Origin of the sequence: Streptomyces sp. NPDC017993 (genome assembly GCF_044328065.1) — a bacterium.
Taxonomy (GTDB): domain Bacteria; phylum Actinomycetota; class Actinomycetes; order Streptomycetales; family Streptomycetaceae; genus Streptomyces.
Window position 1 is genome coordinate 1 of the sequence record NZ_JBIRGO010000044.1, and the last position, 24965, is coordinate 24965.

A 24965-nucleotide genomic window follows, 5' to 3' on the forward strand; every position below is an offset into this window, starting at 1 on the left:
CATCGCGGCGGACGATCACCTGCGGGTGGATCACCAGGTGGATGCCGCGGCCCTGCCGGGAGAGCTCGTTGGTGACCGAGTCGACCAGGAAGGGCATGTCGTCGGTGACGACCTCGACGACGGAGTGGCTGCAGGTCCAGCCGTTCTCCTCGACGGTCGGGGTGTGCACCCGGACGTTGGCGGTGCCCTGCGGGCGGTTCTCCGCGAGGCGGTAGTGGGAGAGCGCGGCACCGTAGATGTCGACCGGATCGCGGTCGGTGAGGTCCTCAGGGGCGGTGTGCAGGTAGTAGCGCTGGAGGTAACCCGTCAGGGTCTCCGGGGCGAGACCCCGTCCCGGGGACGATCCCCCGTTCGGGCTGCTTTCAACGACCCGGGCCGCCTTGGCGAGCAGCTCGGTCTTGGCTTCGTCCAGCTTGGTCTGCATGTCCTCTGGCTCCTGTCGCGCGCCGTTGCGTGACGTCGTGGAAGAACTCCGTGGAAGCTGCACTACGCCGCCGCGACGCGGGGTGTCCGGTCGCTGTCGACGCTATGCCGCGATGAGAGAAGGCCGTGCCGTAATCGACTATTTTTGACAAAGTCGACATGTGCTCCGTGCCGCAAGGACCAGCGATCGCCCGGCCACCGTGGTGTCCCGGGCGCACGGCAGGGGCCTCGATGCCCCCGCGGGTTATCGCGCTGATCACGCTGCAAGGCTATCGCCCTCGGCCCGGGTGCCGTCATGGGCCGGGGGTGTACAAAACTCCTGGCCGAACTTGGCCCCTCTGGACAACGCGACGACGGGGTCATCTGTGCGTCGGCCGCTTCCGGGCCGCGTCCCCGGCTGCCGCAGCGGCTAGAAGGTCGTACCGCGCGCCACGTCGACGGCCTCGGCGAGGGTGTCGACCACGGGCACCCCCGCGGTCTCCAGACTGCGACGGCTGTGCGACCCGCCGGTGTACAGCACGGCGTACGCACCGGCGTCCCGCGCCGCCACCGCGTCGTCCACCGCATCACCGATCACGACCGTCCGCCCCGGATCCACACTCTCCAGCGCCGCGAGATGCCGCACCATGTGCGCGCTCTTGCTGCCTCCCGAAGGCCCGGTCCGGCCGTCCACCCGCAGGAAGAACGGCTCGATGCCCAGGCCCCGCACCAGCGGTATCAGGTCGTCGTGGCCGTGCATGCTGAGAATCGACTGGCTGCGACCGGCCGTACGCCACCCCTCCAGCAGACGGTCCACGCCCTCGGCCAGCCCGCACCCCACGCGGTGCTCGGAGTAGTGCCGGTGGAACGCCTCGTCCATCACCAGCCACTCGGCGTCCGTCGGCATCCGGCCCATCAGCCGCTCGTAGAACCGCGGCACGGGCACGCAGTACAGCTCGCGGTACCGCTCCAGCGTGATCGGCTCAAGGCCTACTTCCGCGAAGGCCGAGTTGGTCGCCCCGATGACGGCGTCGATGTCATGGAACAGCGTGCCGTTCCAGTCCCAGACGATATGCGTCGCGTGCTTCCTCATACGGCCCCCAAAGACGTCCCCATGCAGAAAAAATACCTGCCCCCACTGACAACGCCCAGAACCCGACCGGGCCACCCGGGCCTCGCGGGGTCACGGCCTGGGGCCATGGGCCGGGCATTGCGACGGGTCCGGGGCGGGGTCAGGCGCCCGGGAATGGCCGAATCCCGGGGCTCTCAACCGATCAGGTGAGGGATTTCCTGCACGCCGAACCACATCAGGTCGTGATCCTCCGCGCCGTCCACCGTGAACTGCGCATCGTCGTCGCCCTGGTCCGCCGCACCCAGCGCCGCTGCGGCCGCCGCGACATCCGCCTCCGCCTCCTCGGCGTCCACGTGGACGGCAGCGGCCTTCGCCAGCGGCACCGGCCCGGCCAGCCGCACCTCACCGAGCGACGACTGGTCGAGGCCCCGATCGGGGTCCGCCACCGCCGCGCCGTCCGGCACGTCCAGCGCCACCACGACCCGTCGCCGTGCGATCTGCGGGTTTCCGGCGAGGCGGCGGAGCGAGGCCTGGGCGGCCCGGTTCAAGGCCGCGTACTCCAGCTCCTCGATGTCGTCCGAGACGTACCACTCACGCAGCGCCGGCGTGACGGCATACGCGTCCAGGGAGCCGGGACCCAGCTCGCCGCTCCTGTGCGCCTCTGCGAGACCGGGAAGGGTCAGGGGAACATAGACGCGCATGGCAGTCGCTCTCGCTCAATTCGCTCGACTCTGGAGAATGCCCCGCCAGCATACGGGCGTGAGTCCCCCATCGTGGCGCCCCGGCGACCCCGGAGGCGCCCACCCCCGGAGCCGACACCGAGCCCGTTTCGCGGCGTGATCCCAAGGCCGCGCCACGGAAGGGTGAACTCTGCGACCACCGCGCTCGCACCCCGCCTCGCCTTGCCGGCGTCCCGGCCCCGCCGATAGAGATCTCCCACCGAAGCTACCGCCCGGTAATCAACCGGGCCCGGCACCACGGGGGATCACCATGACCAGCACGACCACACCGGCACCCGCCACCGCGGAGCGCACCGCCCCGGCACCAGCCACCACACCGACCGGCGCCTCCGGCGCCACAGGACCCACGTCCCACCCGGAAACCGCCCCGCCCGCAGCCGCACCTCACCCCCGCAACGCCCCCGACGATGCCCCCAACGACGACGCAGCGCCCCAGGCCGTCCCCCACCCCCGAAAGTCCCCCGAGCCCCGGACGGCACGGCCTACGGCCCCGGGGTCGGGCTCGGGGCCGGGGTCGGGCTCGGGGCCGGGAACAAGCGCCGACACCGGCGCCGGCGCCCACACCCGCACCCGCACCACGACGGGCGGAAGCATGACCGCCACGACGGGCGCGGGCGCCGGCACGGGCACAGGGGCGGGCGCAGGGGCGGGCGCAGGCACAGAGGCGGGCAACGGACCGACACCGGGCAGCCAGCCGTCTCCCGCCACCGCCCCCAGCCAAGACAGCACAGACAGCACAGACAGTCCCCGGAGCATCCACGCCCCGGACGAGCACCCTCAAGCCGAATCCGCCACTAACCCCACTGCCCCCGACAACCCCAGCAACCCCAACGACACGAGCTCTCCCACCTCAACCTCCACCTCCGGTCCCGGCCCACGCCGAGCCGCCGCGACCCGTCGTCCGACGGCTGGCTCAGGCCCCGGCCGGCAGCCCGGCGCCGGCCACACGCGCACACGCCCCGGCTCCCCCTCGCCCACCACCCGCTCGACGCCGGGCCGCCCACTCCCGGGCACCGCTCCCGAAGACCGGCCCGCCCCGCACCGTCCCACCCCAGGAACCCCGGCGCCCGGCCGCCCCGCTCCGACCCCAGCCACCACCGGGCACCCCGTCACCCCGCCCGGAGAACGGCCTGCCGCAAACCGCCCGCCCCTGGCGCCCCCGGCGCCCCGCTGCCCCGCTCCGGGGCAGCCCAGCCCCCTCCTCAGCCCACCTGCGGGTGGGGCGCCCCCGAGCCGTCCTGCCCCCGTCACCCCGCCCCTCGGTCGGTCGACGTCCCGTGCAGCCGCCGCGAGCCGTCGCCCCGCGTCCGGCCCCCTAGGCCCCACCGGCGCCCCTCTGCCGTCCCTCGGCGCACAACGCCGAGCCCATGAGCACCGGCCGCACCACTGGTTCGCCCACCAACTGCTGCTCACCCTCAGCGGACAGCGCCCGGTTCACTCCCTCCTGGGACACGCATTACCGGCCGCGTACGACCGGCTGGCCGAGCTGGCCCCCCAAGCGCCGCTGCGGCCCGTCCTCGGCCCCGGCCGACGCGCCCCCGCGCCCACACTCCGCGACTGCGGCCTGTGCCGGCCCCGCCGCGGCGTCATCGAGGCGTTCGCGCGGATCGCCGCCGGTGAACGCCTGCGGGCCCTCGCCTTCCGACTGGAGCTCGGCGCCGACGCACGCTGGCGCTGCGCCGCCCTCGACCTCGGCCCGCAGCCCTGGAGCCCCTTGGCGCGCACGACGATCTGAGCCGGCGCCCGCCCGCCCCCAGGTCGACCAGGGACCATGGGCCGTCGGCAAGGGCACGGGTACGGCACCTCTGCCCCAGGCAGACGCCCGACCACCCGGCCCGCGGCCCGCGGCCCACGACCCACGACCCACGGCCCACGGCCCACAGCCCACAGCCCACAGCCCCTGCAAACACCACCGCAGCAGCACACGGCCGAACCAACCAGTCCCAAGGCCCCCGTTGGGCAGCCCACCCCCAGGCCGCCCGAGTCCGCCCCCATCCGCCGCGTCCCCCGGACGCCAAAGCGCCCCGACCGATCACCGGCCGGGGCGCCCTGTCCGTCAGGTGGCCCGGACACACCGTGCCCGGGCCACCTCACTTCTCACGCTCACTGCTCATCACTCTTCACCGCGCGCCGCGCACAGCGCACCGGCTCACTTCTTGCGGCGACGGCCGCCGCTCTTCTGGGCCTTGCGGCGCTCCGCGCGAGTGAGGCCGTCGGACGCCGAGCGGGCCGGGGAGTCGTCCTCGTCGCTCGCGAAGTCGCCCTCGATGACACCGCCCTCGCCGTCGACCGTGGGCGCGGAGAAGTGCAGCCGGTCCGGACGCTGCGGCGCCTCCAGGCCCTTGGCGTGGATCTCGGGGCGGCCCGCGCCTGCCGGCACCGCCTCCACCGCTTCCTTGCCCAGCGAGGTCTTCGCCGCGGCTTCCTCCACCGGGACCTCCTCGACCTGCTGCTCGACCTGGACCTCCAGGTTGAACAGGTAGCCGACGGACTCCTCCTTGATGCCCTCCATCATCGCGGTGAACATGTCGTAGCCCTCGCGCTGGTACTCGACCAGCGGGTCCTTCTGGGCCATCGCCCGCAGGCCGATGCCCTCCTGGAGGTAGTCCATCTCGTAGAGGTGCTCACGCCACTTGCGGTCCAGGACCGACAGCACGACGCGGCGCTCCAGCTCCCGCATGATGTCCGAGCCGAGCTGCTCCTCACGGGCGGCGTACTGCTCGTGGACGTCGTCCTTGGCGGCGTCGGCGATGAAGTCGGCGGTGATGCCCGCGCGGTCGCCGGCCTCGTCCTCCAGCTCCTCGATGGTCACCTTGACCGGGTAGAGCTGCTTGAACGCGCCCCACAGCCGGTCCAGGTCCCACTCCTCGGCGAAGCCCTCGACCGTCTCCGCCTGGATGTAGGCGTCGATGGTGTCGTCCATGAAGTGCTTGATCTGGTCCTGCAGGTCCTCGCCCTCGAGGACGCGGCGCCGCTCGCCGTAGATGACCTCACGCTGGCGGTTGAGCACCTCGTCGTACTTCAGGACGTTCTTACGCGTCTCGAAGTTCTGCTGCTCGACCTGCGACTGGGCGGACGCGATCGCCCGCGTCACCATCTTGTTCTCGATCGGGACGTCGTCGGGAACGTTGGCCATGGCCATGACCCGCTCGACCATCTGGGCCTTGAACAGCCGCATCAGGTCGTCGCCAAGGGAGAGGTAGAACCGCGACTCGCCGGGGTCGCCCTGACGGCCGGAACGACCGCGCAGCTGGTTGTCGATACGGCGCGACTCATGCCGCTCGGTACCCAGGACGTAGAGCCCGCCGAGGTCCTTGACCTCCTCGAACTCCGCCTTGACCGCGGCCTCGGCGCGCTCCAGGGCGGCGGGCAGCGCGGCCGCCCACTCCTCGACGTGCTCGACCGGGTCCAGGCCGCGCTGGCGCAGCTCCGCCTCGGCGAGGTCGTCGGGGTTGCCGCCGAGCTTGATGTCCGTACCGCGGCCGGCCATGTTCGTGGCGACCGTCACGGCGCCCTTGCGGCCGGCCTGGGCGATGATCGGCGCCTCACGGTCGTGCTGCTTGGCGTTGAGCACCTCATGGGCCACGCCGCGCTTGTTGAGCTGCTGCGAGAGGTACTCGGACTTCTCGACCGAGGTGGTGCCGACCAGGATCGGCTGGCCCTTCTGGTGCTTCTCGACGATGTCCTCGACCACCGCGTCGAACTTCGCGGGCTCGGTGCGGTAGATCAGGTCGGCCTGGTCCACGCGGACCATCGGGCGGTTCGTCGGGATCGGGACGACGCCCAGCTTGTAGATCTGGTGGAACTCGGCGGCCTCGGTCATGGCCGTACCGGTCATGCCGGAGAGCTTGTCGTAGAGACGGAAGAAGTTCTGCAGGGTGATCGTGGCGAGGGTCTGGTTCTCGTCCTTGATCTCCACCCCTTCCTTCGCCTCGATCGCCTGGTGCATGCCCTCGTTGTAGCGGCGGCCGGCGAGGATACGGCCGGTGTGCTCGTCGACGATCATGACTTCGCCGTCGATGACGACGTAGTCCTTGTCGTTCTTGAACAGCTCCTTGGCCTTGATCGCGTTGTTGAGGTAACCGACGAGCGGGGTGTTCACCGACTCGTAGAGGTTGTCGATGCCCAGCCAGTCCTCGACCTTGCTGACACCGGACTCGTGGATGCCGACGGTGCGCTTCTTCTCGTCGACGTCGTAGTCGCCGGTCTCCTCGATGCCGCGCTGCGGGTTGGCGGCCTCGCCCCGCTTCAGGCGGCGCACCAACTTGGCGAAATCGCCGTACCACTTGGTGGCCGAGTCCGCCGGACCGGAGATGATCAACGGCGTACGGGCCTCGTCGACGAGAATCGAGTCGACCTCGTCGACCACGGCGAAGTTGTGGCCCCGCTGGACGAGTTCGTCCTGCGACCAGGCCATGTTGTCGCGCAGATAGTCGAAGCCGAATTCGTTGTTCGTGCCGTAGGTGATGTCGCAGTTGTACTGCTCGCGGCGCTGGGCGGGCGTCATATCAGCGAGAATGCAACCGACCGACAGGCCCAGGAACTTGTGGATCCGGCCCATCATCTCGGAGTCCCGCTCGGCCAGGTAGTCGTTCACCGTGATCAGGTGTACGCCCTTGCCGGACAGTGCGTTGAGATACGTCGGGAGGGTACCGACGAGGGTCTTGCCCTCACCGGTCTTCATCTCGGCGACGTATCCCAGGTGAAGGGCCGCGCCACCCATCAGCTGGACGTCGTAGGGACGCTGGCCGAGCACCCGCCGGGAGGCCTCACGGACCGTGGCGAACGCCTCGGGCAGCAGGTCGTCCAGGGACTCGCCGTCCGCGTACCGCTCCTTGTATTCATCGGTGAGCGCCCGCAGCTCGGCGTCGGAGAGGGCTGCGAAGTCCTCTTCGATGGAGTTGACCTGGCCCGCGATGCGGTGCAGTTTGCGCAGGATCTTTCCTTCGCCTGCACGCATGAGCTTGTTGAAGACGGACACTTGGGCTGGTCTCCTTGCCGGTCGGGCCTGCACGGTCGAGTGCGCGGGCGCGGCATTTTTCCAAGGGGGCAGGCCCCGCCGCAACGGCCATCGTAAGGGAGGACACTCCTCGGCCGGGAGGTCCGCCACCGCGAAGGCCGGTATCCCCTCCCCCGGTGAACGCGCGAGCCCACGAGAAGGTGCCGGGAATCACCGCGAAAACCGTTCGCGGCCCCTCGGACACCGGAGCAGACTTTCTTCATGGAGCATGTCACCCTCACCACCGAGCGCCTCATTCTGCGCCCTTTCGAGCCTTCCGACGTGGCCGCGGTACACGCCGCCTGCCAGGAACCGGACATTCCGCGGTGGACGAGCGTCCCCTCGCCGTACACCCTCCAGGATGCGGAACAGTGGGTCGGCACGGTCGCACCGGAAGGCTGGCGCGACGACATCGCCTATCCGTTCGCGGTGCTCTCCAAGGACGACGGATCGCTGGTCGGTTCGATGGGCCTGGTACGCCTCGCCCAGCTGCACACCCCCGAGCGGCAGGCTGAGCTCGGCTACTGGACCGCCAAGGAGCAGCGCGGCAAGGGGTACACCGTCGAGGCGGCCACCGCGGTGGTGCGCTGGGCCTTCGCCGACCTCGGGGTGGAGCGGATGGAATGGCTGGCCGAGGCGGGCAACGAGGGCTCCCGGGCGGTGGCCCGCAAGGTCGGCTTCCGGATGGAGGGCACCCTGCGCGCCAAACTGGTGGCCGAGGGCACTCGGCGAGACGTCTGGATCGGCTCCCTGCTCCCGAGCGACCTGCCCACGGAGGGCGGCCAGGCCGGTACCGCCCGCATCTCCTCCCCGGACGCGACGCCCTACCTGCCGTACCCCGGGTGAAGCGGCCGCGCAGCGGCTGAGCCGGGCACGGCGGCGAGCACGCCCCCGATTCCCCGGCCGTTGTCAGTGCCCACCCCTACGCTTTCCGCATGACCGCCGTGACGCAGCGCACACCGCACCAGCAGCCCGAGACCTCACTGTCGCGTGACGACGCCCGCCGCATCGCCTTGCGCGCGCAGGGCCTGTTGGGCGCCCCGGACCGCCGGGCGGGTGTGCGCGGCGTGCTGCGGCATCTGGGCGCGGTGCAGCTGGACACGATCTCCGTGCTGGCCCGCTCCCATGAGCTGGTGCCGTACGCCCGACTCGGCGCGACCGGCCGCTCCGCCGTCGAGGCCGCCTACTGGACCGACACCCACAGCTTCGAATACTGGTCGCACGCCGCCTGCATCCTGCCGATCGAGGAATGGCCGCACTTCGCCTTCCGCCGCCGCGCGTACCGCGCCCGCCGGAAGTGGCACCACGACCTGCCGCGGGCCGCGTACGACGCGGTGCTCGCCCAGCTCACCGCCGAGGGCCCCCTGACGGCCACGGAACTGGGCGGCGCGAAGAACGGCGGCCCCTGGTGGGACTGGAGCGAAGCGAAGATCGCCGTGGAGCGCGCCCTGATGCTCGGCGAGGTGGTCTGCACCGAGCGCCGTGGCTGGAAGCGGGTGTACGACCTCGCCGAGCGCGCCGTACCGGAGCAGCTGCTGAAGGACGACCTCGACGACGCCGAGTGCCTGCGCCGTCTGGTCGCCCAGGCGGGCGTCGCGATGGGCGTGGCCACCCGCGCGGACCTCGCCGACTACCACCGCTTGCGGACGGAACAGGTCGATGCCGCCGTCGCCGACTCGGGACTGGTCCCGGTGGAGGTCGAGGGCTGGGGAAAGCCCGCCTGGGCCGACCCGGCCGCGCTGGCGACGCCACCCCGTGGCCGCCACCGCACGACGCTGCTCTCGCCCTTCGACTCCCTCATCTGGGACCGGCCGCGTACGGAGCGGATCTTCGGCTTCACCCACCGCCTGGAGGCATACGTCCCACGCCCCAAGCGGATACACGGTTATTTCGCGATGCCGCTGCTGTCCGGCGGTCAGTTGGTCGGCAGGGTCGACCCGGCCCGCGAGGGCTCCACACTCGTCGCCCGCCAGGTCTCGCTGGACGGCATCAAGGCCGTGCCTGCCATGGCCCGGGCACTCCACGAAGCGGCTTCCTGGGTCGGCTGCGACTCCGTCCGCCTGGAACGCTGCGACGACCCCGTACTCGCTGCCGCCCTCCGCGCGGAAATCACCCACATCGGCGACTGACCGGAACACTCGCCCGAACGGCGCCCTCCACCCTCGGGGCCACCGAAACTCGAGGGCCGGGCGCCACTGTCCCCGGGCGTATCACCGCGCCAAGAGCCCACCGCGGACCGCCCCATCGGGCGCCCGCGTTACCGGATTTCGAGAATCTTTTCCCGCATCGCATACACCACCGCTTCCATCCGGGAGTGCAGTTGCAGCTTCTCCAGGATGTTGCGGACGTGGTTCTTCACCGTGTTCTCGGAGATGAAGAGTTCCTTGGCGATATCGCGGTTGTTCATGCCCGTGGCGACGAGCTTGAGGACTTCCAGCTCCCGGTCGGTGAGCCGGGGCGCGGGCACCAGCCGACGCTCATCCGTCCGCTGAATCATCGACTTGAACTCCGTCAGGAGTTTGGAGGCCATCGACGGACTGATCTGCGACTGGCCGTCCGCGACCGCACGGATCGCCGTGGCCACCTCGTCGGTGGAGATCTCCTTGAGGAGGTAGCCGGTGGCGCCGGCCTTGATCGCGTCGTAGAGATCGGCCTCTTCGTCGCTGATCGTCAGCATGATGATCTTCGCGCTCGGGGCGACCTCCTTGATGGAGGTGCAGGCCTCGATACCGCCGCGCTTGGGCATCCGCACATCCATCAGCACGATGTCGGGAAGCAGATCCGCGGCCTTGTCGACCGCCTCCGCGCCGTCCCCGGCCTCGCCGACGACCTGGATGTCCTCCTCCTGGGCGAGAACGATCTCCAGGCCCCGTCGGAAGAGCGCGTGATCGTCCACCACCAGGACGCGGATCGGCTCCTTGCGGGGCGCGCCCGCGCCCTCCGCGTCGCCATCCCCGGCATCACTTCCGTGGTCGTCCGCGTGGTCACGCACGGGCCCGAAGCTGTCCCCCATCGTTCCTCCCCGTCAACTACTCGGCCGAAGGGCCTGAGCTTGGAATAAGGCTGGTTGAGGACAGCCCCCTGCGGTCAGCCCGATCAATGCCATACGACCGCCTCCCCGGCGTGGCGCCGTTTCGTGCTCACATTCTCCCCGGCCGGCACAAACACTATACGGCTTCAACTCCGGGTTTCAGCAGGCACGATGGTGCCCCCGGCGCATGCCGGGGGCACCGAACGAGTGGGTTTCAGCCGCCGAGCGCGCCCCCCGCGCCGCCGGGCTCTTCCTCTCCGAACGAGTCGGGATTCAGGTGGATGACGCCGTAGTCGTAGGCGTGCCTCCGGTAGACGACGCTCGGTTGCTTGTTCTCGGCGTCGACGAAGAGATAGAAGTCGTGGCCGACCAACTCCATCTCGTAGAGGGCCTGGTTGAGCGTCATGGGGGTTGCGGAGTGCGTCTTCTCGCGGACGATCAGGGGTCCTTCACCCTGGACCTCCAGCGAGCCGATCTTCTTGGTCGGCACCCTCTGCTCGGTCGCCGTGTCGGCGGCCAGTTCACCGTTGGTGTTCAAAATCGCGGCGTCGGGGACGCTGCCGGCGACATCGCTGGCCGGGATGCGCCCACTCCCGCGACGGGAGTAACGCTTGTCGTGCTGCTTCCGCAGGCGCGCTTCCAACTTGGCTGTCGCCAGGTCGAGCGCGGCGTACGGGTCGGCTGCGGCCGCCTCGGCCCGGACCACCGGGCCACGGGAGCGAAGAGTGATCTCCACTCGGTCGGAACGGTCGGCCTGCCGCGGATTAAGCTCCTTGGACACCTCGACGTCCAGGCTGATCACCTTGCCGTCGAGCTTCTGGACTTTCTCCAGCTTCAGCTTCTCGGCCACGTGCTTGCGGAACCGCTCGGGCACCTCGGTCTTGCGGCCCTTGACGACGATGTCCACGCAGAACTCCGTTCCCGGATCACCCCGCCGCTCACTGGGCGGAGCGATTCCTTCTTGCACCAGGCTTCGGTGGGTGCCGAAGCCTCGGACTTGGCGACCTTCACCTCCTCCTCCCCCAAGGATGAGATCTCCACTCCCACGACTTCAGGGTCTCTGCAAATGCCCTTTATCGCATGCATCACGACATCTGAGGCAAAGCGTCCGCCAGTCCTCACAACCGAACATAGCTCTCCTGGACGGGTGTCGACACCCCCTCGGAGCCTCCGGCTCCGTTCGGGTGACTTTTTGTCCTCAATACCAGCAACGACGAACTCCTTTGTTCAGTTCCAGTCGGTGACGAAAGCACTGCGCGGCGCCGCCACCACCGCCGCTCCGGCCACCCTGCCCCCGGCAATCCCGAGGGCCCGTGCCGCCTCGGCGAGCGTGGCGCCCGTCGTCACCAGGTCGTCCACCAGGACCACTGGAGGCCCCGCCAGCAGCCTCCCCGCCCGGTCCGGCACTACCAGGGCTCCGCTGACATTCGCCAGCCGCTGCCGAGCGCTCAGCCCCGTCTGATCGGCCACCGCGCGCCGCTGCCGCAGCACCGCCAGCACCCGCGCCCCGGCACCCATCCGCCGCAATTCGGCTGCCGCGGCCAGCGCGATTCTGCGCACCGGATCATGGCCGCGCCCGGCCACGGATCTTCGCGCCGAGGGCACCGGGACCAGCACCAGCGGCCCGCTGCCGCCCTGCCCCCGTCTCGCTCTCCCACCGGTGCCGACACCGCGTACGGCCCCGGCCAGCGCCGCTCCCAACGGCTCCGCCAGCCGCAGCGCACCGCGCTCCTTGTGCGCGAGCAGCACGGCCCGCACCTCGTCGGCGTAGGGCGCGCCGGCCCACACCCGTGGCAGCCCGGCGGGTTTCGGCTCCGGCCGCACCCGCCGCGCGCCGCGCCCGCCACGCGCCAGCGCCCGCCGGCACTGCGCGCACAACTCCGTACGCGGTCGACCGCACCCTGCGCAGTCGACCGGGAGCACCAGCCCCGCAAGTTCTCTCCACAGCCCCCGCATAACTCCACTGTCCCGCCGACTGCCTCCGGCCACCACCCCTGTGGAAAACCGGGCTGTGAGCACCGGGGAAGGCGGGGTATGCGGGTATGCAGAAGCGCGGACGGGCAGGGGAGAAAACCATCAGAGCGGAAACATCGAGTGGGCCGGGAAGACCGGGAAGACCGAAGCAACCGGGGAGGCCCAGGGCGCCAAGGAAAGCGCGGGCAGGCAGGAGATCAGTGGGCCAGCGCGCCGGCACCTGGGCAAGGGCTGAGGGAGAGCTCGCACGCCGTACAGGGACGCGCGGTGCCAGGCCAGACGCCGCACTGGGCGCGCGAGCACGCCCGACACCGCCCTCCGGCATCGGCCCGCGCCGGGACCTCATCAGGCCCGCGCCGGGATCACGTCAGCGCCCCAGGAGCACGGCGCCCAAGCACCGCAGCGCACCAAGCCCACCGCGCCCGCCCCAGGGCCCCGGCCCGTACGCCCAGTAGCCCGGGCATCCTCCGCACAAGGCAGGCGGGGACGCCTCAGCCGGGGTAGACCGGCGCCGTGCCGTCCTTCGCCACGGTCTTCCAGTTCGCGTCCGGAGGCAGCCGCACGATTCCCTCGGTGGCGTCGGCGATCAGCGGCCTGTTCTCGTCCTCCGAGGCCGCCACCGCCTTCACGCCGTTGACGCCGGGCAGCGTCTGCGCGTTCGACGCCGATCCGTCGGTCTCCATGAACTGCATCTGCTGCACACCGCCGGACTCCCGGCCGACGACCACCAGCCGGCTGCCGCCGGCCCAGGACGCGGCCACCACGTCCTCCAACTGCGGTGCGATCGGCCGCAGTTCCTGCACCGAAAGCACCGGGTGATCCGCCGACCCACCGCGCTCGACGCGGCCGAGCTGGAGCGTCGTACGCCCCTTGTCCTCCACCAGCATCGCGATCCGGATGCCGTCCGAGGCGACGCGGATCGCCTTGATCTGCCGCTTGCCGAGTCCGGGCACCGCCACCGCCTCCGGGTCGCCCTTGCCCTCGCGCATCCGCAGCAGACGGGAGCCGTGCGTGTCACGGTCCGCGATCCACAGGTCGCCCAGACCGTCCCAGCTCGGCGCGGTGAGGCCGGCCTGCGGGTTCTTGGCCGAAGCGCCGCTGGTCAGCAAGGAGCCGCCGCGTTCGATGCCGTCCTCCATGCCGGCCACGTACAGCGAGCGGCCGTCGCTCGACACCCCGGCCGCGGTGTCCTCGCCGCGCGAGATCGCCACCGAGCGCAGCGGGGTCTTGCCCGTGCCGAACGGTCCTTGCACCGGCGTCGGTTCCGTCGCGGTGTCCGACATGGCGACGACCCGGTGGTCGGCGTCGATGAAGTACTCGCTCGCCGAGTGCCCGGCCCGCCGGGACGGGGCGAAGTCACGGTCGGCCTGCTCCTGGGTCAGCGCGCACAGCGAGTTGCCGCTGTTGTCCTGGAGCTCCACCTCGCTGATCTTCGATGCCCGTGTCATGTCCTGGACGGTGAAGAACAGTTGGGCGGCCATCCGCTTGCACTGGGCGGTGTCGGTGTTGACCGCCTGCTTGCTGAGCTTGACCCGCAGTGCGTTGGAATCGTCCAGGGACAGATCACGGGCGGAGAGCCGGGTGCCCGTGGGGAACTCCGAGGTCGTCACCTGGTGGAGCCAGTTCGTGGGCCCCGACAGCAGGGCCTCCACACTGGCCTTGATCGGCTCTATCCGCTGGCGCAGGTAGACGGGGTCGGCGACCAGCACGTTCCTGCCCGCCTTCGGCTGCCCCGACTCGGTGTTGTAGGACGCGAAGTAGTACTTGTTGACGGAGCGGTAGATGCGCTGGAAGTCGGACTGCCCCAGCACCAGCCCGTTGGGCAGCCTGTCGATACGCCACTGATCCCCCTCCTTGATGAGGTGGATCGTCTGGCGGTACGGCTTCTCCTCCGGGGTGTAGGCGTGATTGTCGTCGACCGTCGCCACCTGGCTGCCGGAGAGCGTGACCGTGTAGCCGTTGCCGTCCTCGCGGCTGGGCTGCGCCATCGGCTCGGCCTTGGGACGCTCCTGGAGGACGTTCGTCGCCTGGAACGGCCGCCAGGTCCGCTTGGCCGACTTGGCCAGATACTGCGTGGCCGTACGGAAGTCCGCCTCGTCGCTGGTCGTCGCGTCCAGGAAGCTGCGGACGATATTGGTCGGCTGCGCGCCGTCCTGCGGAGGCACACCGTAGACCCGCACCTGTGAGTCGCCCTCGGCGCGCGGCGACTGCTCGACCGCTTTGACGTCCCCGTCGTCCGGCATCGACGCACAACCGGCCAGCAGCGCCGCCGCACAGCCGAGCAGTGCGAACTTCCGCCCCGCACGCGACGACGGCCGGGAGCCCATGCCGCGCTGGTAACGGGTGCGGCGACCGGGCAGGCCGCGGCCCCCGGCCCCGGCCCCTGAGCGGGTGAGCGCCGGACCGTCCGCTTCCGTCCACTGCTCGTCTCCGTGCTCAGTGTTCACGCAGCCCGCCTTCCCGATCCGCGCCCCGCCCGGCCTTCTGCTCCACGCTGCCGGCACTCGCACCGTGCGCGAACGGCTCGTCGCTGCCCGCGTCCCGGCCCGGCGCCGCGTCCACGCCACGTACGTCCTCGCCCTGGGCCACCACACGGGTGCCGCTGCCGGGCAGCGCCGCCGGGTCGGCCGTCGGCCGGGCCGCGGGGCGCGGCTCGGTGATGCCGGGCTGCGCGGGGATGGTGGAGGGCTTGGCGCCGGTCCCGGACCGCGGCAGGCCCGCCTCGTCCAGTCCCCGGTTGCGCCGGGAGTCCTCCGGCTCCAGCGGTATCGGGGAGCCTCGCAGCGTCTCGCCGGCCGTACGGGGCAGCGTCAGACGGAACTGCGAGCCACCACCGGGCTCACCCCACGCCTGCAGCCAGCCGCCGTGCAGCCGGGCGTCCTCGACGGCGATGGACAGGCCGAGGCCTGTGCCGCCGGTCGTACGGGCGCGTGCCGGATCCGCGCGCCAGAAGCGGTTGAAGACCCGCGTCGCCTCGCCCGGCTTCAGGCCGACGCCGTAGTCGCGCACCGCGATGGCCACGGCGCCGCCGCTCCGGCCGCCCCCGGATGCCAGCCGCACCACGACGTCCTCGCCCTCGCCGTGCTCGACGGCATTGACCACGAGGTTGCGCAGGACGCGCTCGACCCGCCGGGGGTCGGCCTCGGCGATCACCGGCTGCTCGCCGCCGCGCACCACGATCCGGGTGCCCTTGCGCTCGGCCAGTGGCTCGGCGCCCTCGATGACGCGGTGCACGACATCCCGCAGGTCCGTCGGCTCGGCCTCCAGCGCGGCCGCGCCGGCGTCGAACCTGCTGATCTCCAGCAGCTCCGCGAGCAGCGACTCGAAGCGGTCGAGCTGTCCGCGCAGCAGTTCGGCCGAGCGCGCGGTGGCGGGGTCGAACTCGTCGCGCACCTCATGGATGACGTCGGCCGCCATCCGTACGGTCGTCAGCGGCGTCCGCAGCTCGTGCGAGACGTCGGAGACGAAGCGGCGCTGCATCCGGGACAGCTCTTCCAGCTGCTGGATCTTGACCTGGAGGTTCTGCGCCATCTTGTTGAAGGACTCGCCGAGCCGAGCGATGTCGTCCTCGCCGGTGACCTTCATCCGTTCCTGGAGGAGGCCGGCGGCCAGCCGCTCGGAGATACCCGCGGCCATCCGTACGGGCGTGACGACCTGCCGCACCACCAGCCAGGCGATCGCGCCGAGCAAGATCACGACGAACACCCCGGCCGTCGCGAGCGTGCCGGTCACCAACTTCAGCGACTCCTCTTCCTGGCTGAACGGGAAGAGGTAGTAGAGCTGGTACTGGTTGCTGTTTGCATCGTTCAGCCGCTTGCCGATGATGAGCGCCGACACGCCGTCATCGGACCCGATGCGCTTGATCTCGGTGTACTGGCGGAACGTCCCCGCCTTGGTCTCCAGCTTCCGCCGCAGGTCGGCGGGCACACTCCGCTCGGGATCGACGTCCCCTGAGGCGCGCGGCCCTCGGGTGCCCGGGCTGGAGTCACCGAACGGTTCGTCGGAGTCGGAGCTGAGGGCGACGACCGAGAAGACGCCCTGCCCGCCACTGGCGAGCTGTTCGACCAGGCTCGTCAGCCAGGTCGCGGAGTCCTGGGTACCGCCGCTGCCGGCGCGGGCGCCGTCGTCCGGCCCGGTGTCGTCGCCTCCGTCGGCCAGTTTCTGGGCGACACCGAAGCCGCCCACCGCCTGGCTCTGGGCAGCCTGGGCCTTGGCGGTGAGCAGGCCGTTTCGGACCTGCCCGACCACCACGACACCGAGGAGCAGCACCACTGCCAGCGACATCAGCAGGGTGGTCGCGACCACCCGCAGCTGGATGTTGCGCCGCCACAGCCGCAGGGCGGACAGCAGCGGACGCCGCACCCAACGGCTGAAGAGCCGCAGCAATGGGTGGACGGGGCCGCTCACCGCACCGTCCGGGAGGAGCTGACCGCCCCGCAACAGCCGGGCGACCAACCTACCCGAAAAGGACATTTTGCCCGCCGGATTGACGGTACGCCCCCGCTTACCCTCCGGGGCGAAACCGTCCCGACTCATCTCAGCTGGGCCCGGCCTTGTAGCCGACCCCGCGCACGGTCACCACGATGTCCGGCCGCTCCGGATCCCGCTCGACCTTGGAACGCAGCCGCTGCACGTGCACATTGACCAAACGGGTGTCGGCGGCGTGCCGATAGCCCCAGACCTGCTCCAGCAGCACCTCACGCGTGAACACCTGCCACGGCTTACGCGCCAGCGCCACCAGCAGATCGAACTCCAGCGGCGTCAGCGCGATCGACTGCCCGTCCCGCTTCACGGAGTGACCCGCCACATCGATGACGAGGTCACCGATGGCGAGCTGCTCGGGAGCCGGCTCCTCGGAACGCCGCAGCCGGGCCCGGATACGGGCCACCAGCTCCTTGGGCTTGAACGGCTTCACGATGTAGTCGTCCGCACCCGATTCGAGCCCGACGACCACATCCACGGTGTCGCTCTTGGCGGTCAGCATGACGATCGGCACCCCGGACTCGGCCCTGATCAGCCGGCACACCTCGATGCCGTCCCGTCCGGGCAGCATCAGGTCGAGCAGCACAAGATCGGGCTTGGTCTCCCGGAAGGCGGCCAGCGCTTTGTCACCGTCCGACACAAACGACGGTTCAAAGCCTTCGCCACGCAGCACGATGCCGAGCATCTCTGCCAGTGCGGTGTCGTCATCGACGACCAGGACGCGTCCCTTCATTTGGCCATCATCCCATTACCTGATCGTGACGTTCCCCATCGTGACGTGGAACACATCTCCGCAAGGCCCTCGCGGGTCACCGGAGACACCACTCCGGCCTCCGTCACGATCGCCGTCACCAGCTCCGGCGGAGTGACGTCGAAGGCCGGGTTGTAGGCCTGCGCGCCCAGCGGAGCCACCGGGATCCCCGTTCCCGCCTCCGCCCCGGCACCCTGCGCATGCGGCAACGAGAATTCCGTCACCTCATGGCCAGGCCGCTGCTCCACCTCGATGTCCGCCCCGTTCTGCGTCTCCAGATCCACCGTGCTGACCGGCGCCACCACCACGAACGGAACGTGGTGATACCGGGCCAGCACCGCCAACGGATAGCTCCCGATCTTGTTCGCGACCGAGCCGTCCGCCGCGATCCGGTCCGCACCGATCAACACCGCGTCCACCTCGCCCGCCGCGAACAGCGATCCCGCCGCCCCGTCCGACAGCACGGTGTACGCCATCCCCGTCCGCGCCGCCTCGTAGGCGGTCAGCCGCGCCCCCTGCAACAGCGGCCGCGTCTCGTCCACCCACAGCCGGCGCAGCTCGCCCGCCCTGTGCGCCGCCAGTGCCACCGCCAGGGCGGTCCCCTCGCCCCCGGAGACGAGGGCCCCCGTATTGCAGTGCGTGAGGATGCGGTGGCCACCACCGGGCAGCAGCTCGCCCAGCAGCGCCAGACCGTGCTCCGCCATCCGCCTGCTGGAGTCGACTTCCTCCGCATGTACGGCGTGCGCCTCGGCCAGCGCGGCCGCAGCGGCCGCCTCCGTGCCCGCGCCGCCGGCCACCGCCTCGCGATAGACGCCGGCCGCCCGCCGCACGCCGTACCCCAGGTTGACCGCGGTGGGCCTGGCGTGCGCCAGCGTCTCGGCCGCGTCCTCCACATCGAAGCCCCGCGCCGCCGCCAACGCGACGCCGTACGCACCCGCGATGCCCAGCAGCGGAGCCCCCCGCACGGCAAGCGTCCGCATCGCCTGCACCAGCGCCGGCACGTCGGTGCAGACCAACTCGACCTCCTCCGCCGGCAGCCGAGTCTGGTCAAGAAGGACCACGACGGGCCCCTCGGGCAGCTCCTCCCAACGCAACGACGGGACTGTGAGCGCCTCGACGCCCACCTCGGATACCTCGTACTGATCGGCCATCCGCTCAGTCTGCCGCCGACAGCCCCTCGAACAGAAGGTCCCCCAGCTCTCAGGGCACGGGTACACAGCGCCACACGCCATGACACGATGACTGCCACCGCGGACCCTGGACCCCGGCCGCCCCGGCCGACGGGCAGCGAGAAGGAGCGACGATGAACAACTCTCCGGGCTGGGCCTCGCCCGGATCCGCCCCCTCCGACGAGCCGGACCGCGGTACCGAGGAGCAGTCCGCCCCGGAAACCCGGCCCGACTCCGCCGAGCAGTCGCCCCCGCCGAACTGGTCCAAGCAGCAGCCGCCCCCCGGAACGTGGTCGGCCCCGACGGGCATCCCCGGCCAGAGCGGCGGACCCGACGGCCGGAGCAGCGCCGGCGGCCGATCCCGCGCAGGCCAGGCCGGTGGCAGCGGACGGCCCGGACCCGGCAATCAGGCCTCCTGGGGCGGCGGACCCGGCTGGGGTACCGGCTGGGCGCCGACGCCTCCTGCCGCGCAGCCCGGTGTGATCCCGCTGCGCCCGCTCGGCATCGGCGAGATCCTCGACGGCGCGGTCTCCACCATGCGCGCCCACTGGCGCACGGTGCTCGGCATCTCCCTCGTCGTCGCGGTCGTCTCGCAGACGGCCGTCACCATCGTCACCGGACTGTGGTTCAAGGACGCCGGCCGCGCTCCCACCCTGGACGAGCGCTCCGGCCCGCCGCTCCGCGACACCCTGCGCGAGGCGGGCAATTCGCTCGCCGGCACGGGCATCACCTCGCTGATCGGCCTGCTCGCCACGATCATCGCCACCGGACTGCTGACCATGGTCGTCAGCCGTGCCGTACTGGGCCGCCCGGTGACCACTTCGACGGCTTGGCACGAGGCCCGTGCCCAACTCCCGCGGCTTCTCGGCCTGCTCGTTCTGCTGCCCCTCCTCGTCACGGTTGTCTTCGTGGTCGGCCTGGCCCCCGGCCTCGTCCTCGCCACGACGGGCACCGTGGACATGGGCCTCTTCCTCACCGTGGTCGGTGGCCTGGCCGCCTCTGTGGTGAGCATCTGGCTGTGGGTCCGCTACAGCCTGGCCTCTCCGGCGCTGATGCTGGAGAAGCAGGGCGTCATCGCCTCCATGCGCCGTTCCGCCAAGCTCGTGCGCGGCACCTGGTGGCGGGTGCTGGGGGTCCAGCTGCTTGCTTACCTGCTGATCGTCATCGTCGAGTTCATCGTCCAGATCCCGGCCACGCTCGTCGCCTTCCTCATCGGCGGCGAAAGCCTCATGGACTGGGCGAACGGCACGGCCGAAGGCAGCAGTTGGACGTTCCTGACCGTGCTCGGCATCGGTGCCGTCATCAGCTCCACCATCACCTTCCCGATCAGCGCGGGCGTCACCGCGCTTCTGTACATGGACCAGCGCATCCGCCGCGAGGCACTCGACCTCGAACTGGCCCGTGCCGCCGGCCTCCCCGCCTACGGGACGGAACCCGCCGCCGCGCCGGGCACCACGCCCGCGACGGCCACCCGGCCCGCGGCTGACGCTCCCGAAACGACCCGGGGAACCTCGCCCGAGGACACTCCGCCCCAGAGCTCCACAGCAGCAGACGGGACCACTGCCGGCACCCCCGCGGCTCCCCGCACTCCTGCCGACGAGACCCCTGCCGACGCCGATTCCCCCCAACGACCCGCCGACGACGGGGAGAACCCCGCGCAGGGCTCCACCGACGCCGCACCAGGAAGCTGATGCGGTGACCACTGCGGGGAGCAGCACCGCGGTCGGACGCCTCCTAGCGGGCTCCGGAGACGACATACCCGTGCGGACTCCTCGTGTTCCGGCCCGTGAAGCGGCGGAACGCGAGCTGACCGATCCTCGGTACCACCAGCACGACCCCAACCCGATCCAACGCGCGCTGAACTGGTTCTGGGAGCGCGTCGACGATCTTTTCAACGCGGCTTCCGGCGCCACACCGGGCGGCTGGATCGGGCTCCTCGCCATCGGCGCGTTCATCCTGCTGCTGGTGGTGGCTCTCCGACTGCGGCTCGGCGCGGTGCGCCGCACGCCGACCACCACCGGAGCGCTCTTCTCGCACACTCCCCGCACCGCCGCCGAACACCGTACGGCCGCCGACAGCCATGCTGCCGAGGGCCAATGGAGCCCGGCGATCCAGGAACGCATGCGCGCCATCGTCCTCGCTCTGGAAGAACGCGCCCTGCTCACGCCCGGTCCGGGCCGCACCGCCGATGAGGCTGCCGTCGAAGCCGGCCGCCCACTTCCGGAGCACGCCGACCGACTGCGGGCGGCCGCCCGCACCTTCGGCGAGATCACATACGGCCGCCGTCCCGGTACGAAAGACGAGTACGCCCTCCTGAGTGCCCTCGACACAGACCTCCGGCACGCCAAGCCCCAGCTGGTCGATGGCGCCCCCAAGAGCCGCGGATGACCACGGCCACCACGCACACCACCGCGCTCTCGCCGACCACCCGCCGCCTGTGGGCCCGGTCTCGCGGTCTGCTGATCGCGCTCCTCCTGCTCGTCATCACCGGCGTCATACTCGCGGCCCTGCAGTCCGGCCAACAGCACGGCCGACTCGACCCCCGCTCCCCTGACCGCCCAGGGAGCCAGGCGCTGGCCCGACTGCTCGCCGCCCACGGCGTCACCAGCCAGGTCGTCACCACCTCCGACGAGGCCGTCGCCGCGGCCGGGCCTGACACCACCGTCCTCGTCACCCAGCCCGACGTCCTGACCAAGCGTCAACTCACCGAGCTGCACACCGCTACCGGGCACCACGCCTCTGGCCGCACCGTCCTGCTCGCCCCTGGATCCGCGGCCCTCGACACCTTCGCTCCCGGGGTACGAGCAGGGTCGCCGGTCGGTATCTCGCCGCGCGGCCCCCTCTGCTCCTCCCCCGTCGCCCGCCGTGCCGGCACCGCCCTGCTGGGCGGCCTGCGCTACACGGCCCCCGACGACGCGACCGACGCCTGCTACCTCAGCGGCGGTCTGCCCACCCTGCTGCGCCTGCCGACTTCCACCGCCGACCGCGACACCGTGCTCCTCGGCTCCCCCGACTTCCTCTACAACCAGCACCTCTCCGAGCACGGCAACGCCTCGCTGGCCCTCCAACTCCTTGGTGCGCACAAGCATCTGGTCTGGTACCTCCCCTCCCTGAGCGACCCGTCGTCCCTCTCGGACGACGAGCGCGGTTTCCTCGACCTCGTCCCCACCGGCTGCAGCTGGGGCCTCCTCCAACTCGCTTTGGCAGCCGTCGTCGCAGCGTTCTGGCGCGCACGCCGCCTCGGCCCGTTGGTGCCCGAACGCCTCCCGGTCACCGTCCCGGCCTCCGAGACCACCGAGGGCCATGCGCGCCTCTACGAGCAGGCCAACGCCCGCGACCGGGCCTCAGCCGTACTGCGCTCCGCAACCCGCAGCCGACTCGCCCCCCTCCTCGGCGTGCCCCCCACACACGCCCACACCCCGGACATCCTTCTTCCAGCCGTGCACGCCCGCCTGACCACCGCCCCCGGTGCCGGGGCCGACGCGCACGCGCTGCTCTTCGGCCCCACCCCCGAGGACGACAGGGCACTTGTGCATCTGGCCGACCAACTCGACGCACTCGAAATATCGATCGTTTCCCAAGAGAGGCACGCCCCCCGTGAGCACCCCGACCGCTGAGAGCTCCCGAGCCTCCCTCGAGGCCCTGCGCACCGAGATCGCCAAGGCCGTCGTCGGCCAGGACCCCGCCGTCACCGGTCTGGTGGTCGCGCTGCTCTGCCGTGGGCATGTCCTCCTCGAAGGCGTCCCCGGCGTCGCCAAGACCCTGCTCGTCCGCGCCCTGTCAGCCACCCTCGAACTCGACACCAAACGCGTCCAGTTCACCCCCGACCTGATGCCGAGCGACGTCACCGGTTCTCTGGTCTACGACTCACGCAGCGCCGAATTCTCCTTCCAGCCCGGCCCCGTCTTCACCAACCTCCTTCTTGCCGACGAGATCAACCGGACGCCTCCCAAGACCCAGGCATCCCTTCTCGAAGCGATGGAGGAGCGCCAGGTAACCGTCGACGGCACTCCCCGACCGCTTCCCGAGCCCTTCCTCGTCGCCGCCACCCAGAACCCCGTCGAGTACGAGGGCACCTATCCGCTGCCCGAGGCGCAACTCGATCGCTTCCTGCTGAAACTGACGGTCCCGCTGCCGGCCCGCCAGGACGAGATCGACATCCTCACGCGTCACGCTGACGGCTTCAGCCCTCGCGACCTCATATCCGCAGGGCTACGCCCGGTCGCCTCCGCCGCCGACCTCGACGCCGCACGAGCCGCAGTCGCCAAGACCGCCGTCTCCCCCGAAGTCACCGGCTACATCGTCGATATCTGTCGTGCCACCCGCGAATCCCCCTCGCTCTCCCTCGGTGTATCGCCCCGAGGCGCCACCGCACTTCTCTCCACGTCCCGAGCCTGGGCCTGGCTCACCGGCCGCGACTACGTCACCCCCGATGACGTCAAAGCCCTGGCTCTCCCCACGCTGCGCCACCGCGTGCAACTCCGCCCCGAAGCGGAGATGGAAGGAGTCACCGCAGACTCCGTGATCAACGCCGTTCTCGCCCACCTTCCCGTCCCCCGCTGACTACGCCGTGGCCCTCACCGGACGCACCGCGCTCCTCTCCGCACTCGGAGCCCTCTTCGTCGGCTTCGTACTCCCCGGCTGGCTCGGCATCCTCACCGTCCAACTCGGCCTGCTGATAGCAATCTTGTGCGACCTGACACTCGCCGCGCCAGTACGAAAGCTCCATTTCACCCGAACCGGTGACACAACCGTTCGACTAACAGGCGAAGCCCAAACTCACCTGACCGTGACCAATCCGGACCGTCGCACTCTGCGCGCCCAGCTCCGCGACGCCTGGCCCCCGAGCTCCTACGCCCCCGGCTCGGACATCGCCGCATCCCGCCACACCGTGCACATCCCCGGCTCCGAGCGCCGCCGCCTGACGACCGTCCTGCGCCCGACCCGTCGCGGCGATCACCACGCCGTCCGCGTCACCGTCCGCTCGTTCGGGCCCCTGGGCCTGGCAGCCCGGCAAGGAAGCCACGAAGTCCCGTGGACTCTGCGCGTTCTGCCGCCCTTCACCAGCCGTAAGCACCTCCCCGCGAAGCTCGCCCGGCTCCGTGAACTCGACGGCCGCACCAGCATCCTGACCCGCGGTGAGGGCACCGAATTCGACAGCTTGCGTGACTACACCCCCGGCGACGACACCCGCTCCATCGACTGGCGCGCCACCGCCCGCCGCCAGAGCGTCGCAGTGCGCACCTGGCGACCGGAACGCGACCGTCGCATCTTGCTGGTCCTGGAGACCGGGCGCACCTCGGCCGGCCGAGTCGGTGACGTCCCCCGCCTCGATGCCTCCATGGACGCGGCCCTGCTGCTCGGCGCCCTCGCCGCCCGCGCCGGCGACCACGTTGATCTCCTCGCCTACGACCGCCGCGTACGAGCGTCGGTACAAGGCCACACCGGACGTGACCTCCTCCCGGCCCTGACCAATGCCCTGGCGCCGCTGGAGCCCGAACTCGTCGAGGCGGACGCCCGCGGCCTTGCCGCGACGATCCGCCGCCGCACCTCGCGCCGCTCCCTCATCGTGCTCTTCACCGGCTTGGACACGGCCCCCGTAGAGGAAGCGCTGCTGCCCGTCCTCCCGGGCTTGACCAAACGCAATGAGCTCATCGTCGCAGCGGTGGCTGACCCTCGTATCGAAGAAATGGCCGCCGGCCGTCATACTCCTCAGGCCGTGTACGAAGCCGCAGCCGCAGAACAGACCCGCGCCGCCCGCCGCCGCACCGCCGACCGCCTCCGTCACCACGGCATCACGGTCATCGACTCCACGCCGTCCCACCTGGCCCCCGACCTGGCCGACGCCTACCTGGCGCTCAAGGCCGCAGGCCGCCTCTAACCACGCCCCCAGCCTCGCTACGCAAGGCCAGAGTCCTTGCACGGGCCACATCCGTTCCGCGAACCGACTCCTGCGGTGACGACAGCCGGCTTGGACAGGCATGGGCTGCTCTCAGGCCTGCAGTCGTAAGAAATGCGGCCGTAATTGCCTGCATACAGGGAGCTGAGCCCCAGGGACGATGCCAGCCGCGCAGCGCTGAGCCAGTCACATCGCTGACGACCGGCTCATACTCCGACGCTGCGTTCGTCGTCTCTACGCATCTACGCCGGCCCGAGTGAGGCCCTCGCCTGGTGAGCCGACGTACCGCACGCGGGCCGCGCTGCCCGCTCCTACAGCATCTGACGAGTGAGAGCCCAGCTCGATCAGCGTTATCACCGTGCCGGAAACGCGAAAAAGCCCCGTGAGGAACCTGAGTTCCTCACGGGGCTTTTCACAAAAATTGTTCGGCGGCGTCCTACTCTCCC

General features: G+C 70.8%; 19 protein-coding genes. 8 read left to right on the plus strand and 11 right to left on the minus strand.

Annotated elements, in window-relative coordinates:
• From ACH4FH_RS38080 to ACH4FH_RS38090, 3 genes are all read right to left on the minus strand, one after another.
• Positions 1-424 (minus strand): hypothetical protein (locus ACH4FH_RS38080; protein ID WP_398560563.1); only part of this gene is annotated, 424 nt, incomplete at its 3' end.
• Positions 425-832: 408 nt separating this feature from the next.
• The gene (locus ACH4FH_RS38085; RefSeq protein WP_398560564.1) at positions 833-1495 is read right to left on the minus strand and encodes an HAD family hydrolase; all 663 of its coding nucleotides are present in this window, start codon (positions 1493-1495) and stop codon (positions 833-835) included.
• Between the two features lie 173 nt (positions 1496-1668).
• Positions 1669-2175: a DUF6912 family protein gene (locus ACH4FH_RS38090; protein ID WP_398560565.1), complete on the minus strand. Its 507-nt coding sequence runs from the start codon at positions 2173-2175 to the stop codon at positions 1669-1671.
• 631 nt (positions 2176-2806) lie between these two features.
• On the opposite strand from ACH4FH_RS38090, the gene ACH4FH_RS38095 reads away from it, so the two are divergent.
• Positions 2807-3949, plus strand: a complete 1143-nt coding sequence (locus tag ACH4FH_RS38095; RefSeq protein ID WP_398560566.1) for an Rv3235 family protein — start codon at positions 2807-2809, stop codon at positions 3947-3949.
• Positions 3950-4363: 414 nt separating this feature from the next.
• Here the strand turns inward: ACH4FH_RS38095 and secA are convergent, their stop codons facing one another.
• Positions 4364-7195 (minus strand): preprotein translocase subunit SecA, encoded by a 2832-nt coding sequence (gene secA / locus ACH4FH_RS38100; RefSeq protein WP_398560567.1) that lies wholly within the window; start codon positions 7193-7195, stop codon positions 4364-4366.
• Positions 7196-7435: 240 nt separating this feature from the next.
• Here secA and ACH4FH_RS38105 point away from each other — a divergent pair, with 240 nt between their 5' ends.
• Complete coding sequence (locus ACH4FH_RS38105) at positions 7436-8059, plus strand: GNAT family N-acetyltransferase (protein ID WP_398560568.1); 624 nt, start codon at positions 7436-7438, stop codon at positions 8057-8059.
• A gap of 89 nt (positions 8060-8148) precedes the next feature.
• On the plus strand, positions 8149-9342 hold the full coding sequence (locus ACH4FH_RS38110) for a winged helix-turn-helix domain-containing protein (protein WP_398560569.1): 1194 nt from the start codon (positions 8149-8151) through the stop codon (positions 9340-9342).
• A 128-nt stretch (positions 9343-9470) separates the two neighbouring features.
• Here ACH4FH_RS38110 and ACH4FH_RS38115 read toward each other — a convergent pair whose 3' ends face one another.
• From ACH4FH_RS38115 to mtnA, 7 genes are all read right to left on the minus strand, one after another.
• Positions 9471-10226, minus strand: a complete 756-nt coding sequence (locus tag ACH4FH_RS38115) for a response regulator (RefSeq protein ID WP_398560570.1) — start codon at positions 10224-10226, stop codon at positions 9471-9473.
• A 232-nt stretch (positions 10227-10458) separates the two neighbouring features.
• Positions 10459-11151, minus strand: a complete 693-nt coding sequence (gene hpf / locus ACH4FH_RS38120) for a ribosome hibernation-promoting factor, HPF/YfiA family (protein WP_398560571.1) — start codon at positions 11149-11151, stop codon at positions 10459-10461.
• Positions 11152-11471: 320 nt separating this feature from the next.
• On the minus strand, positions 11472-12200 hold the full coding sequence (locus ACH4FH_RS38125) for a ComF family protein (RefSeq protein ID WP_398560572.1): 729 nt from the start codon (positions 12198-12200) through the stop codon (positions 11472-11474).
• Positions 12201-12709: 509 nt separating this feature from the next.
• Entirely contained in the window at positions 12710-14545 is a 1836-nt protein-coding gene (locus tag ACH4FH_RS38130) for an LpqB family beta-propeller domain-containing protein (protein WP_398560581.1), read from the minus strand.
• Positions 14546-14654: 109 nt separating this feature from the next.
• Complete coding sequence (mtrB, locus tag ACH4FH_RS38135) at positions 14655-16754, minus strand: MtrAB system histidine kinase MtrB (RefSeq protein ID WP_398560573.1); 2100 nt, start codon at positions 16752-16754, stop codon at positions 14655-14657.
• Position 16755: 1 nt separating this feature from the next.
• Positions 16756-17433 (minus strand): two-component system response regulator MtrA, encoded by a 678-nt coding sequence (gene mtrA, locus ACH4FH_RS38140; protein ID WP_398560574.1) that lies wholly within the window; start codon positions 17431-17433, stop codon positions 16756-16758.
• Positions 17430-18602, minus strand: a complete 1173-nt coding sequence (gene mtnA / locus ACH4FH_RS38145; protein WP_398560575.1) for an S-methyl-5-thioribose-1-phosphate isomerase — start codon at positions 18600-18602, stop codon at positions 17430-17432. The genes mtrA and mtnA overlap by 4 nt, the downstream gene beginning before the upstream one ends.
• Positions 18603-18754: 152 nt before the next feature.
• Here mtnA and ACH4FH_RS38150 point away from each other — a divergent pair, with 152 nt between their 5' ends.
• From ACH4FH_RS38150 to ACH4FH_RS38170, 5 genes are read left to right on the plus strand one after another with little or no spacing between them, the layout of a single operon-like run.
• Complete coding sequence (locus ACH4FH_RS38150; RefSeq protein WP_398560576.1) at positions 18755-20311, plus strand: hypothetical protein; 1557 nt, start codon at positions 18755-18757, stop codon at positions 20309-20311.
• 4 nt (positions 20312-20315) lie between these two features.
• Positions 20316-21008, plus strand: coding sequence for a DUF4129 domain-containing protein (locus ACH4FH_RS38155; protein WP_398560577.1), 693 nt, complete (start codon positions 20316-20318; stop codon positions 21006-21008).
• Positions 21005-22237, plus strand: a complete 1233-nt coding sequence (locus ACH4FH_RS38160; protein ID WP_398560578.1) for a DUF4350 domain-containing protein — start codon at positions 21005-21007, stop codon at positions 22235-22237. The genes ACH4FH_RS38155 and ACH4FH_RS38160 overlap by 4 nt, the downstream gene beginning before the upstream one ends.
• Entirely contained in the window at positions 22218-23183 is a 966-nt protein-coding gene (locus tag ACH4FH_RS38165) for an AAA family ATPase (RefSeq protein ID WP_398560579.1), read from the plus strand. The genes ACH4FH_RS38160 and ACH4FH_RS38165 overlap by 20 nt, the downstream gene beginning before the upstream one ends.
• A gap of 7 nt (positions 23184-23190) precedes the next feature.
• Positions 23191-24501 carry a DUF58 domain-containing protein gene (locus tag ACH4FH_RS38170; protein WP_398560580.1) on the plus strand — a complete coding sequence of 437 codons (1311 nt, stop codon included), beginning with the start codon at positions 23191-23193 and terminating at the stop codon, positions 24499-24501.
• Positions 24502-24965: the final 464 nt, after the last annotated feature.

Coding starts and splice junctions, on each gene's coding strand:
- ACH4FH_RS38110 (WP_398560569.1), top strand. CDS start 8,149: ATGACCGCCGTGACGCAGCGCACACCGCACCAGCAGCCCGAGACCTCA.
- ACH4FH_RS38085 (WP_398560564.1), bottom strand. CDS start 1,495: ATGAGGAAGCACGCGACGCATATCGTCTGGGACTGGAACGGCACGCTG.
- ACH4FH_RS38160 (WP_398560578.1), top strand. CDS start 21,005: ATGACCACGGCCACCACGCACACCACCGCGCTCTCGCCGACCACCCGC.
- ACH4FH_RS38090 (WP_398560565.1), bottom strand. CDS start 2,175: ATGCGCGTCTATGTTCCCCTGACCCTTCCCGGTCTCGCAGAGGCGCAC.
- mtrB (WP_398560573.1), bottom strand. CDS start 16,754: ATGAGTCGGGACGGTTTCGCCCCGGAGGGTAAGCGGGGGCGTACCGTC.
- mtrA (WP_398560574.1), bottom strand. CDS start 17,433: ATGAAGGGACGCGTCCTGGTCGTCGATGACGACACCGCACTGGCAGAG.
- ACH4FH_RS38115 (WP_398560570.1), bottom strand. CDS start 10,226: ATGGGGGACAGCTTCGGGCCCGTGCGTGACCACGCGGACGACCACGGA.
- ACH4FH_RS38105 (WP_398560568.1), top strand. CDS start 7,436: ATGGAGCATGTCACCCTCACCACCGAGCGCCTCATTCTGCGCCCTTTC.
- ACH4FH_RS38130 (WP_398560581.1), bottom strand. CDS start 14,545: ATGGGCTCCCGGCCGTCGTCGCGTGCGGGGCGGAAGTTCGCACTGCTC.
- ACH4FH_RS38095 (WP_398560566.1), top strand. CDS start 2,807: ATGACCGCCACGACGGGCGCGGGCGCCGGCACGGGCACAGGGGCGGGC.
- ACH4FH_RS38150 (WP_398560576.1), top strand. CDS start 18,755: ATGAACAACTCTCCGGGCTGGGCCTCGCCCGGATCCGCCCCCTCCGAC.
- ACH4FH_RS38125 (WP_398560572.1), bottom strand. CDS start 12,200: ATGCGGGGGCTGTGGAGAGAACTTGCGGGGCTGGTGCTCCCGGTCGAC.
- mtnA (WP_398560575.1), bottom strand. CDS start 18,602: ATGGCCGATCAGTACGAGGTATCCGAGGTGGGCGTCGAGGCGCTCACA.